Raw genomic sequence first — 12,192 nt, 5'->3', positions numbered from 1 at the left:
TACGCCGCGTCGCGTACGGGTTCACCAACCACGCCAACTTCGAAGCCCGAGGCATCCTCGCCTGCCCCGCCATACGATCATCACCACCGAGACCAGCCACCCTCACCCCATGAAACCGCGCAGTCTCGACGAGTCTCCGGACTGGGACGTCCGCGAGCGGGCCGCGTTTCAATGCCCTTTGGGTCGGGCGTTGGGTGCTGACCTGACCAGATACCTAAGTGACAGGGGGCTGTGCCGCGCCTGTTTCAATGCCCTTTGGGTCGGGCGTTGGGTGCTGACGGGCCGCTCTATACAGACTCACCCGGTGGACTGCGTTTCAATGCCCTTTGGGTCGGGCGTTGGGTGCTGACATGATCCGTCTTGGGCGGTCCGCGAGTCGGTCGCGTGTTTCAATGCCCTTTGGGTCGGGCGTTGGGTGCTGACACGATGGACGCGGTGGACGTGGACGTGCGCCGGGCGTTTCAATGCCCTTTGGGTCGGGCGTTGGGTGCTGACCCGGATAACAACCGGGTGGCGCCGGGCTTGTCCCTGGCGTTTCAATGCCCTTTGGGTCGGGCGTTGGGTGCTGACTACGCTTTCGTCGGAAACCTCGATCTCGTCGCCGGATCGGGTTTCAATGCCCTTTGGGTCGGGCGTTGGGTGCTGACGCGGATCTGGACGCGGTCGTCATCCGGCGAGTCGCTCAGCATGTTTCAATGCCCTTTGGGTCGGGCGTTGGGTGCTGACCCGCATCGTTCGTGTTCGCCGCCAACGGCACAGGAAGTTTCAATGCCCTTTGGGTCGGGCGTTGGGTGCTGACGTGCGGGGATGTCGTATTCGTGACGACCGAGCAGGAGTTTCAATGCCCTTTGGGTCGGGCGTTGGGTGCTGACTGGGTGCTCAGAAAGATAATTCGGGAGCTGACCTGGAGTTTCAATGCCCTTTGGGTCGGGCGTTGGGTGCTGACTCCTCTTCGCGATCATGAGGGGGGAAAACCTCATGATGTTTCAATGCCCTTTGGGTCGGGCGTTGGGTGCTGACGAGCAGATGCGTAAAATGCAGGCCGCCGGCCTGATCAAGTTTCAATGCCCTTTGGGTCGGGCGTTGGGTGCTGACTGGTGGACTTCTTCGAAGAGTTCAACTCTCTCAGCGTGAAGTTTCAATGCCCTTTGGGTCGGGCGTTGGGTGCTGACACCCAGACATCATGGGGACGCTGCGTGCGGTCATGTTTCAATGCCCTTTGGGTCGGGCGTTGGGTGCTGACGGCCGCTAGAGATCCGATGACCGATCCCGACGTGTTGGAGTTTCAATGCCCTTTGGGTCGGGCGTTGGGTGCTGACGCAGCGGCTTTGGGGCCGTGGCGTAGGATGAGGTCCCCGTTTCAATGCCCTTTGGGTCGGGCGTTGGGTGCTGACGCTGTGGTTCACGGAGATGATGGCTACTCGCCGACAGGTTTCAATGCCCTTTGGGTCGGGCGTTGGGTGCTGACACGATGCATGACTATGAGGTCGCTATCATCACGGTTTCAATGCCCTTTGGGTCGGGCGTTGGGTGCTGACACAAGTGGGTATGGCTGATCGTCGACTCGCCATCCGGTTTCAATGCCCTTTGGGTCGGGCGTTGGGTGCTGACCGGCTGGCTCGAGAGCCAACCGGCATCATCCGCCATGTTTCAATGCCCTTTGGGTCGGGCGTTGGGTGCTGACGTCGAGGCGTTCACGCCGGCCGTGGCAGCAAACCGCGGTTTCAATGCCCTTTGGGTCGGGCGTTGGGTGCTGACAACCGAGATCGATGGTGAGCTGCTGAGGTCGCTAGCCGTTTCAATGCCCTTTGGGTCGGGCGTTGGGTGCTGACCCGAACGACTCGACAGCGGTTCGTGTGACCAACCTCGGGTTTCAATGCCCTTTGGGTCGGGCGTTGGGTGCTGACTCCGACCCGAGAGTTGACCTGCGGGCGGCATTGCACGTTTCAATGCCCTTTGGGTCGGGCGTTGGGTGCTGACCAACGACTCCGATATGGAGGAGTTGAAAGGCCAAGGCTTGGCGTTTCAATGCCCTTTGGGTCGGGCGTTGGGTGCTGACCCTAGTCGATTCTCACCCCCTCTGACCTGCGGTTTCGCGGGCTGGATCGCGAACCGTGCCGTCGGAGGGTGAACGACGGCGACCGCCACGGGCCCGGAACGGGCCTCCACCCACTCTGACCAGCACTTACGCGCCGGCGCGAACCGGCCCCAGATCCACGCTCGCAGGCCTCCTCCGGTCACGGATCCTTACACGATCCAGAAGTCCTCCCGCTCCTCGAGGCGGCGGCGACCCATGATCTGAACCCCGCCGGCGCCCTCACCCGGGAGCCGGTAGACCCGGACCTGGTCGTCGAGGGCATCGATGAGCTCCTCGACCCTGTGCAGGATGTCGGCGGCCACCGTCGCATCGGGGAACTCGCACTCGAAGACGCTGTACTGCACGCGGGCACCCCATGCGGCAAGCAGCGCAGCGACGGCTTCCCGCCGACGATCATCGGCGATGTCGTAGGTGATCAACCAGACCATCGGCGATCACTTCCAGAGAATCGGCTGGTAGTCGACATCGCTCCTGGTGAGAGCCTCGGCGAGGAGCCGGGCCTGCAGCTGAAGCCCGACCCGGTAGCTGACCCGGCGACCGGAGACGGCGTGGGAGAACACGGTGAGCATCCTGCGCTCGTGCGCCGCAATGAACCGGTGGAGGCCGGCTGCGGTGCACCGGCAGTTCGTCTTGGTGCCCTCGATGTACTCGAAGGAGTCCGGTCGCAGCATGCCGGTCTTCAGCGCCCGCACGACCACGGAATCCACGATGAGGGGACGGAACTCCTCGATCAGATCGAGCGCCAGGCTCGGTCGCCCCACCTGCATGTCGTGGAGCATGCCGACGTAGGGATCGAGGTGCGCGGCCTCGGTCGCCGAGATGGCGTCGTGGAGCAGCAGCGTGTAGCCGAGACTGAGCAGGGCATTGACCGGATCCGGTGGCGGGCGGCGCCTCCGAGCCTCGAAGCCCCACCCGTCACCGAGCAGCCGGGCGAGTGCCCGGAAGTACCGGCGGCTGGCGGCGCCTTCGACCCCACGCAGCTCGTTGAGGTTCTGCGCCACCTCGACGGCCCTGCGGGCCTCCTCGAGGGCGCGGACGTCCTCCCCGATCCAGGCGAAGTCCCCTCTCCGGGCCGAGCGGACGAGGAGCACACGCTGGTTCGCGATCTTGCCGGCGACGAAGCGGCGAGCGATGGCGAGCCGTCGGTCGAGGTCCTCGCACGCCCGGTACTGCGCCAACCGGATGGTTGCGTTCGCCGACGTCGCAGCCTGGAGCCGCCCCTGGAACCGACCGGACGGATCGAGCAGCACCAGATCGATGCCCCGGGCCAGGACCTGCTGGAGGAACGGGGTCGTGAAGCCGGTCCGTCCGAACACCACGAGCTGGCGGACCCGGTTCCACGCCACGCTCAGGACGGTCTCGCCGTCCCGCTCGAGCCGGAGGCGTTCGCCCTTCGAGCGGAGCAGGCCGCCCTCGTTCACGACGTACACCGTGCTCTGCAGCGACCGCTTCGCCGTCTGGCGTCGCTGCGTGCTCGCCACGGACACGGTGACCCCGAGGAACGGCACCCCCTCGTCGAAGGTGTGGATCGAGGTCTTCGGCCCGCTCAGGTCCAGCCCGAGCCCGGCGGCCACACCCGACGCGTCGATGACCACCCGATCGGCGTCGGTACGGCTCGAAGCGGGGATCGCGAAGTCGTCGGCGTAGCGGATGACCTGCCGACCCTTCGAGAGCATGGCCTTGTCGAAGCGGTGGAGGTAGACGTTCGCCAGCAGCGGCGACAGCGGCGAGCCCTGGTGCAGGCCCGTCGGCCCCGACGCTCCGGCGCCCGCCACGGGCCGGTAGACGAGCAGCCGCACGAGTGCGACGAGCTGGGGATCGGGCACCCACTCCGCGAGGGCCTCCAGCACTCCCGCGCGCGGGATCGAGGGGAAGCAGTCGGCAAAGTCCCCACGAACGACGTGGGTGGCACCCCCGTCCCGGGCATCGATCAGCGCGTCGATCGCGTCCGGAACGCCCAGCCCCCGCCGATAGGCAAACGACCACGGCAGCAGGTGGGGATCGACGAGCGGATCGAGCACCGACAGCACCGCACGCTCGACGATCCGATCCTCGAGCACCGGGATCCCCAGCCGTCGAGCACCACCGTCGGGTTTCGGGATCGTGACGGGGACGACCGGGCCGGGTCGCCAGGTCCCGGCGAGCAGCGCCGCGCCGATCTCGGCGATCCGCGAGGCCGCACGAGGCTCGAAGGCGCGGATCGCCTCGGCCGTGGTCGAATCAGGGGCGGCGCCGTCGCGGATCGTCGACCAGGCGTCGAGGAGGCACTGTTGCCGAGCAACCTGGACCACCAGCGATCCCATCACTCGCCCCCTCTGCGAACCCGGCCGGGTTGATCACTCGGCGAGCCGGGCGCGGAGCCGGTCAGCGCGACCTCGCCTGCTTGATCCGCCGCATGCGGTGCATCCAACCGAGCACGAAGGCCACGCCTTCCGTGCCGGCGCGGTCGTGCGCGCTGCGGACAGCGGCGAGCGCCGGCCCCCGGAACGCCTTCCAGTGCCGGGCGCCAACGACAGCGGGCGGCAGGTCCCGGCCGAGCATGTGGACCAGCTCCTCGTAGCCCTGCGTGCGCAGGACGTGCCGCGCACGGGCGGCTTGGCCGCAGGCGTCGGCGTCGAGCCGCTCGGTGGCGCGCTCGACCACCGCCAGCAACTCGTCGACCGTGCCGGGCGCGTCTCGCAGGGTCACGGAAGGCCCCTCCGGTACTCGGCGTCGATCCGAGCGCGCACCTCGGCGAAGCGGGGAGCGAAGTGCTTCTCGGCGGCCTCGATCCACTGCTCGACCAGGGCGTCGTCCACCGCCCGGGACGCCGGCCCGATCGCCGCGACGAGGTCCGGACCGACGCGCCCGGTCACGCCTTCACAGACCAGGGCGCCGAGGGAGCGGTTCTTGCCTCCCCCGATCCGCAGCAGGCTCAGGCCGTTCGTGCCTGCGCCGCACGCAGCGAGCAACGCGCCCACCAGCGGCGTCTCCACCCCGGCGAGGCCGAGCTCGCAGCGGAGGCGCTCCCCCGTCTCGATGCACAGCAGGGTCTCGGTCTGGCGGGCCTCGGGTTGCTCAGGCGCCAGACCGTAGAACCGTCGGCCGCGTTTGGGGGCATCCGCGTGGCTGTAGCGCTGCCCGATGTCGATGGTCACCAGGGTCGGGGACTCGACCACCGGCACGGCGTCACCGAGACGCACCTTGCCCCGCTGCCCCATCGCCCCGAACAGGGCACAAGCCGCGCACGAACTGCACGTGCGACCGGGACCGAAGACCTCACACGATCCGGTCAGGGCCTCCACGACCGCCCGCGCTGCGCCCTTGAGGGAGGTGCCGGGCAAGACCGGCAGACCCTCACCATCCGAACCGGGTTGGGGCACGCGGACCAGATCCGAAGCGATCGTCTCCGAGCCGTCGCCGAACCGCACCCGCACCGGAGCCCCGGCCGACACGTGCACCGGCAGACGGACCTCGAACTCGAACTCGAGGCGACCCCACCACGCCGGTCCGTCGAACTCGAACGCCACCGGGCGCTCAGGGGCGTCCACGAAGAAGTACGCCGGGCGCTGCTCGAGGTGCCCGCGCCCGTTCATCGCGGCCGTGGTCCCGCGGACGAGGCCCAGGCGGCGAGCGCCTCCCGGGCACACCTCATCCTCTCCTGCGCCGAGCCGTCGACGCTCTCGCTCGACCACCTGAGCAGCAGCCCCTCCTCCCGGGGACCCGGCAGCGCCACACCGTCGAGCAGCCCCTCGACGCCTTCGCGGGCGACTGCCAGGACCTCGACCGTCCGGGGGATGGCCCGCAACCGCCCCAGGCCCCGCGACGAACCCGCGCCGACGCGCAGCATCCCCTCGTCGAGCAGCCGCACGCCGAGCGCCAACAGCTCGACTTGACGGCGGGTCGGGTTCCGGAGCGCCACCGATCCGTGGAAGGTCGGATCGACCAGCACCTCGTAGTCGAACAGGGCACCGCGCACGGCCGAGCCAGTCCGGCGATCGATGCCGACCCCGTTGCGGATGGTGGTCCGCTCCTCGAGCTCGGCGAGGGCCCGCCGCCGATCCTCGGTGGAGGCCCCGTCCCTCCAGGGGAGGGCGTCGGAGAAGCACGCCACCCCGGCACCCAGCATCGACCCGAACAGCAGGCACGCTTCGCAGCGCTCCTCCGCCCGTCGGGCGCTGCAGGAGCCCTGCCGGTCGAACGGATCGCACGCCTGCTCTCCCAAGGCCCGCAGCGCGGCCTCGACCCCGCTCCGGAGCACGCCCTTGATGCTCGACCCCGGCAGGAACGGGGCTTCGCCGACGTCGGTGGGGTAGCGGATGAAGGCCATGTCCGGTCGCTCAGGCAGCGTGGCGTCGGGGCCCTTCACGAGGATCGGCCCGCGCCCGACGTACGCCAGGTCCAACCGCACGTGCGCCCGCAGCGTCCGGAACCGGTCGGCTCCGCTCATCGGCCCGCCTCCTGCGCTCGACCGGCCCGCTCCGCGAGGGCCCGGAGCAGGATGCCGGCGTCCTCTCGCTCCCGGCGGACCCGGTCGTCGTCCCACCGGGAGGGTTCGGACCCCGGGACCCAGGTCGACGCTCGCAGCTCCCGGATCCCGGTGGCGCTGATCCGCACCTGGCCGAGCCCGCGCGAGGCACCGGACCCGAGGGTGCTCACGCCGGCCTCGAACAGCTCGAGGAGCCCGAGGAGCATCCCGATGTCACCGGGTTCCGGGTCGTCGATCCGTAGCGTGCCGGTGAAGATCGAGCCGGGCACGACGACCTCGTAGTCGAACTTCACCCCGTCAGCGGCCCGCAGCTCGTCGCGGTCGATGCCCACCCCGTCACGCACGATCGTTGACGCGGCCTCCGCCTGCAGATCCCCGACGGTGAGGCGACCGGCGCAGTGCGGACCACCGAAGACCCGACAGCACCAGCACCGCCGCTCGAGCTCGTCGTCGCCGACCTCGGATTCCTCTCCGAGGCGCCCGAGACACGGCTCCGTCAGCACGTCACACGCGCCGTGCTCGCCGGGTCCGCCGCGTGCCCGCAGCACGCGCTCAGCCGTCGAGCGCAGGACCCCCTTCAGGCTCGAACCGGGGAGCAGCGGCTGGCCGCGGTGGTCCCGGTGCACCGGCATGTCCGTGTCGACCCGTGGTGACGGACCGCCGATCCGCAGCCCGGATCGGGCCTCCGCCTCGAGATCGATGAACACCACGATCCAGTCACTCACCGCTGCGCACCTCCACGACCGCGCGCCGCGTGCTCGCGCTGCACGACCGCAGCCCTGACCAGGAGACCGAGGAAGCGCCGGGCCCGGTCGAGGTCACCGATGTCGTCCGACTGCAGCACGCTGCTCACCTTCCGGAAGAAGGGGCGCTGCTGCTGCGGCGCCTTCGCCCCCTGGTAGTCGACGAACAGGCAGAGCTCGGCGAACGAGGTCGTCGACTGGGAGAAGTTGGCGAGGGTCTGCACCGCACTCCGATCGGGCAGCTGCTCCACCTCCCCGACCAGGCTCCGTGCCTGTTTCACCAGTCCGTCAACGGTCTGCGCATCCAGCGTCATCGGTCCTGCTCCCTTCCCCCGGCAGGGCCGGGTCCAGCAGGCCGCGCTAGCGGGCCGGTCGGCTCCATCAGCGCGGCACCTCTCGTCGTTCGACCAGCCAGAGGCGGTCGAGGTCCTCACGGTCGATCGCGTCGAGTGCTTCGGCGAGGCGCGGCAGCGCACGGTCGAGCCCGTCGCTCCCATCCGCCGGGCGGACCGCGATCCAGGACCCGGCGCTCAGGAGCCGCCGGATCGGGCGCAGCTGCGCCGACCGCCCGTCCCAGCCGCCTCGCTCCACGACGCGCACGTCGGAGATGACCGGGTCCAGGCCGGCCCGACCGAGCAGCTCAACCACCGGCTCCGGCGTGGACACGTCACCGGGGAGACCGAGCACGGCGATCTCCGCCGGCCGGGGGCCGTCTGCCCCTGCGCCTGCGGAGAGGGGCACGAGCCCGGCGGCCGGCTCGAGCGGCACCACGCCGATCGATGCGCGCCCGACGCCTCGTGAGCGGTTCCCCCCAATGAGCACCTCACCGAGCCCGCCGATCCGCTCGAGCTGATCGGCCTCGGCCTCCACCACCGCCTCGAACGCCTGGCCTGCGGCCAGCAGGACCTGGAATCGGAGCCGGCCCGCCGCAGCACGGGACCGGACCGGGTCGATCTCGGTCTGGCCGATGACCTCGACGGTGGGGGACGGCGCGCCTTCGGCCTTCAGCGACTCCCCGCAGGTCGGGCACACCGGCTCGAACGGCACACCCTCGAGCGCTGCGGCGATCCGCCTCCAGGTCGTGTCCACGACGTGGCGCTCCGGCCCTCGGCAACGGGACACGCCGAGCCAGGGGGTCGGGTCGACGGCTCGGCCCGGCCCCCCTTCGGGACCGTCGACCGCGACAGCCGGTCCGATCCGGATCGGCCTCCCGGCGAACAGGTCGGTGGCCCCCTCGTCGTCCCCCCGACGGCTCAGCGCCCACCCGATCGCCCCCCGCAGCGTCGAAGCGGGGATCACGTCGAGTGCCTCCCGGTAGAACACCCGGGCGGCGCGCCCCACGATGCGGATCGGCTCGAGGGTGACGATGCGGATCACGGCGAGGCGGGTGCCGGGAGCCGCCGCCACCGCACGGGTCGTCGCCGGGACATCGTCGACGGCCACCGGCGGCGGGAGGTCCGGCGCTCGGTGCACCTCCACCCGGAACTGCCCCGCACCCGCCGAGCGACGTCGTCCGAGGGCGATCCCGGTGGCTTCGACCCACGACAGGTAGGCCTCGAGGAACGACTCGAGCCCGTCGGTGCCGCTCCCTCCGGCATTCCCTCCAGCAGGGGCTTCGACGAGGGTGACCCGCACGACGAACGTGGCCGACGCCGCCCGGTGGGACACCAGTCGCCGGCCGCTCCGGTCGGCGGTCCGGCGACGACGATCGATCGAGACGTGGGCGACCTCGACGACGTCCGCCTCCGCGAGGTCGCTGCGGACCTCGAGTCTGCCGGTCGCGTCCGCACGACCGAAGATCGCGCACACGGGGCAGCCGCAGCCCGGGGCATCCGCGCAGGCCTGACCCCGCGCCGCAGCGAACCGTCTCGCCCCGTGACGCAGCACCCCCCGGACGGTCGAACCGAGCAGCAGTGCGCGCCCGTCGCGCGCAGCCGTCGCGACCGTCTCGAGCACGGCAGGTGACGATGCGCTCAACCGGAGCTCCCAGGCGCGTGGCGGCATCACACCCACCCCAGTTCGACGGCGAAGATCGCGGAGCGCAGCAGCTCCCAGGGGCTCCCCTGCCCGCAGGCTCGAGCGAGCTCACCCGCGCAGGCCACTGCGTCGGCGAGGCTCCGTGAGCGGTCTCGAGCGGCTCGGTAGTCGATCGTGAGGCTCCGCAGCTCCCCCGTCGCCGTGAGGTCCGCCAGCAGACCGCTCCGTTGGGTGGCGCTCACCCCGGCGATCGCCCTCGCCGTCTCCTCGACCGTGGGAGCGGAGCAGTGTGCACCGAAGCCCCAGTGACCTCTGGGGATGGATCCACCGAAGAGCGTGCCGGTGCCCCCGCTCCGCCTGACGCCCCCAAGGCTGACGGCGTGGACGTGGGGCTGCGGGGGACCGCCCGCCTGCCGAGCCAGGTAGGTCGCATGCTTGGCGTCGTGCAGCGCATCGCGTGCCGCGCCCACCATGACCCCGATGGGCACGAACCGGTCCGCGACGGCGAGTCCGGCCGAGAAGGTGAGCCCGGCGGTCGGCCCTGGTCGGGCACCCACCTCGGCGTCGAGACCGTCCCACAGCGAGGCGAGCAGCCCCGCAGCCACGGACGCTTCGGCGATGAGCAGCACATCGTCACCTCCGATCACCGGCACCATGACCCGCCGCTGCAGCCCGCGCTCGTCGAGCGCCGTTGCCGTGGCGGTCCGCACGCCGCCCTGGAGCGCCTCGGCGAACTCGCGCAGGGCGTCGGCGGTGTCGAACCCGGCGATGCGCTCGCCGGCACGGTCCGCATCCAGGTAGAGGACCGCCAGCGCCCGGGAGGAGCGGTCCCCCGCACCGTCGGCAGCCGGCGGCTCGAGGAGGGCCTCGAGATCCCGGGCGAAAGCGAGCTCGACGAGCCCCGGGACGGCGGGTTCGTCCGTCCTGCCGGCCTGGCGACGAACCCGGCACTGCTCCCCGATCCGCTCAGATCGATCACCCACCCGGTCGGGGTCGGACACCGGCGGCTCGCGCCCGCACGCCTGACACAGGGACCCGGGCGGTTCGGGGCTCCTCAGGTCGACCGTGGCCTCCTCCAGCCAGCGGCCGTTCTTCCGGGCGTGCAGCGCAGCGGCGAGCTCCCGTCGGGCCACCTGGAAGTCGGGGCCCACCCCGACCGCGGCGCTGCAGATCGCCCCTCCCTTCGTACACTTGGCGAAGAGGCGTTCGATCTCGTCCGCCGCCCTCCTCGCGACGGCCAGCTCGGGAAGGACGAACATCCCGTTCCCCCCACCGACGTAGACGGTGCGACCGCCGTGGTCACGCTCGATCCGGGTTCGCACGTCGCGGCCGAACCGCTCCAGCAGCCACGAACCTCCGCTGATGTCGATGGGGCGGATCGGCGCGAACACGTAGGCCTGGATGGCGTGGACGTCGAAACCGACGAGCACCACGTCGTTCACATCGCCCCCGTTCACACGGCCGCCTCGGTCGTGACGCTCGGCCCGCCGGCCGGTCGGGACCTACGCGATCGCTCGCCGGAACGCCCGACGAGCACCCGCCGACGGAACGGCCCGGCGTCCGCCGCCGTGACATCGCACCAGCCGTAGCCCTGGGTGGTGGCCTTGCCGACCCCGGCGAACGCCGCGAACCACATCAAGGCCCCGAACCACTCCTCACAGGCGGGCCGGAGAAGGTCGTCCAGGCTTCGAAGGGCCGCAGCGGCCAGCACCACCCGGGCGGCTCCGACGAAGCCGGCCCGATCGGCGGCGGCCCGCGACCCCCGGTCGTCGAGGTCGAGCCGGACGAGGGCGGGTGGACCGTGACCGAAGCGGACTTCCCGCACGGCGTTCGTGCGGACCGTCTGCAGATCCACGGCAGCGACCTGCACGACGCGGGACAGCGCGCCGAGCACCTCGCTGGGCACCGCCGACGGCGCGAACTCGTTCCACCGCCGGGCCAGCCCGGCCAGCATCACAGGGGGGTCCGGAAGGACGAGTTCGACGCCGCTGCGCGAGAACCAGGTCGGGGAGCGGAACTGGAGGTCGAAGGAGACGCTCCGGTCCGCAGCCCGCAGCGCCCGGAACGAACGGTGGTGCACGAGCTCGGGGATCAGGGTGACCGGGACCTCACCGACGCGTCCCTGCACCGTCCGTCCGAGCACCGGCGACACCGCCTCGTCCGGCAGCCACGTGACCTGCCACTCGCGGCTGCCGTCCGGTCGGCGTACCAGCGGACCCACCGTGAACGGCTTCACCTGGGCGCGGTGCATCGACGGCTGGACGTGCCGCTCGAACAGCTGGCACGCCAGGCCGTGCAGCCGGCGGAACGGGGGGTGAGCCACGAACGGCTCCCCTGCGTCCACCCGAAGCACGATCCTCGTCGGCATCTGCCCCGCTCTCTCCGATCCGTCGAAGTCGGCACTGAAGGGTAGGACAACGCTGTGACGGGCGTCGCCGTTCACGTCCCCACGAGAGCCGTCCTTCCGCAGAGCCCGGCGGTCTCGCCACCGTCTCTGGTCTACCGTGCTGCCTGACCGGTGGAAGAGGAGAGCGGGCGATGCCGCGTCGGGATTCCCGTGTCGAGATTGCGAGGTGCGCGATCGTCGATGGCGACGGGCCGGGACGCCCGGCACGGCAGCCCGCTCCGGCGGTTGCGAGCCCGGCGGAGTCAACGATCCGGCTCGACCTAGTGTCCCGTAAGGTTGTTTCGCCAAGAAATCTGTGAGATCGGGAATTTTCCGGTGTGTGGCGCGTTCGTGCTGGTGACACTGCCAGCATCGAACGGAGACGCCATGGCCAAGCGAGGACGCCCCACCGTCGAGATCATCCTGACCCCAGCCGAGCGCCGACAGCTCGAGAGCTGGGCTCGTCGCCACTCGAGCGCGCAGGCCTTGGCGTTGCGGTGCCGGATCGTCTTGGCGTGCG

At 70.5% G+C, this 12,192-nt stretch carries 10 protein-coding genes and 1 CRISPR repeat array; all 10 genes read right to left on the bottom strand.

Annotated elements, in window-relative coordinates:
* Positions 1-165: 165 nt before the first annotated feature.
* Positions 166-2,059: direct repeats of the CRISPR family, unit length 37 nt; unit sequence GTTTCAATGCCCTTTGGGTCGGGCGTTGGGTGCTGAC.
* A 188-nt stretch (positions 2,060-2,247) separates the two neighbouring features.
* The 10 genes from cas2 to cas6 all read right to left on the bottom strand — a co-directional run bounded on the left by cas2 (position 2,248) and on the right by cas6 (position 11,654).
* The gene (gene cas2, locus HZF19_RS15790; RefSeq protein WP_208029762.1) at positions 2,248-2,526 is read right to left on the bottom strand and encodes a CRISPR-associated endonuclease Cas2; all 279 of its coding nucleotides are present in this window, start codon (positions 2,524-2,526) and stop codon (positions 2,248-2,250) included.
* A gap of 6 nt (positions 2,527-2,532) precedes the next feature.
* Entirely contained in the window at positions 2,533-4,401 is a 1,869-nt protein-coding gene (gene cas1 / locus HZF19_RS15785) for a CRISPR-associated endonuclease Cas1 (RefSeq protein WP_208029761.1), read from the bottom strand.
* A 61-nt stretch (positions 4,402-4,462) separates the two neighbouring features.
* Complete coding sequence (locus HZF19_RS15780) at positions 4,463-4,786, bottom strand: hypothetical protein (RefSeq protein ID WP_208029760.1); 324 nt, start codon at positions 4,784-4,786, stop codon at positions 4,463-4,465.
* Positions 4,783-5,673, bottom strand: a complete 891-nt coding sequence (locus HZF19_RS15775) for an RAMP superfamily CRISPR-associated protein (protein WP_208029759.1) — start codon at positions 5,671-5,673, stop codon at positions 4,783-4,785. Before HZF19_RS15775 ends, HZF19_RS15780 begins: the two co-directional genes overlap by 4 nt.
* Entirely contained in the window at positions 5,670-6,527 is an 858-nt protein-coding gene (locus HZF19_RS15770) for an RAMP superfamily CRISPR-associated protein (RefSeq protein WP_208029758.1), read from the bottom strand. The genes HZF19_RS15775 and HZF19_RS15770 overlap by 4 nt, the downstream gene beginning before the upstream one ends.
* On the bottom strand, positions 6,524-7,291 hold the full coding sequence (csx7, locus tag HZF19_RS15765; protein ID WP_208029757.1) for a type III CRISPR-associated RAMP protein Csx7: 768 nt from the start codon (positions 7,289-7,291) through the stop codon (positions 6,524-6,526). Before csx7 ends, HZF19_RS15770 begins: the two co-directional genes overlap by 4 nt.
* Positions 7,288-7,623, bottom strand: a complete 336-nt coding sequence (locus HZF19_RS15760) for a hypothetical protein (RefSeq protein ID WP_208029756.1) — start codon at positions 7,621-7,623, stop codon at positions 7,288-7,290. Before HZF19_RS15760 ends, csx7 begins: the two co-directional genes overlap by 4 nt.
* A gap of 67 nt (positions 7,624-7,690) precedes the next feature.
* Positions 7,691-9,313: an RAMP superfamily CRISPR-associated protein gene (locus HZF19_RS15755; protein ID WP_208029755.1), complete on the bottom strand. Its 1,623-nt coding sequence runs from the start codon at positions 9,311-9,313 to the stop codon at positions 7,691-7,693.
* On the bottom strand, positions 9,313-10,743 hold the full coding sequence (locus HZF19_RS15750) for a Cas10/Cmr2 second palm domain-containing protein (RefSeq protein ID WP_208029754.1): 1,431 nt from the start codon (positions 10,741-10,743) through the stop codon (positions 9,313-9,315). The genes HZF19_RS15755 and HZF19_RS15750 overlap by 1 nt, the downstream gene beginning before the upstream one ends.
* On the bottom strand, positions 10,740-11,654 hold the full coding sequence (cas6, locus tag HZF19_RS15745) for a CRISPR system precrRNA processing endoribonuclease RAMP protein Cas6 (protein WP_208029753.1): 915 nt from the start codon (positions 11,652-11,654) through the stop codon (positions 10,740-10,742). The genes HZF19_RS15750 and cas6 overlap by 4 nt, the downstream gene beginning before the upstream one ends.
* Positions 11,655-12,192 lie beyond the last annotated feature (538 nt).

The sequence above is a fragment of the Rhabdothermincola sediminis genome (assembly GCF_014805525.1).
Classification (GTDB): Bacteria; Actinomycetota; Acidimicrobiia; order Acidimicrobiales; family Acidimicrobilacustridaceae; genus Rhabdothermincola; species Rhabdothermincola sediminis.
Note: the sequence above shows the minus strand (reverse complement) of the source record. Positions and strands in the feature narration are given on the sequence as shown.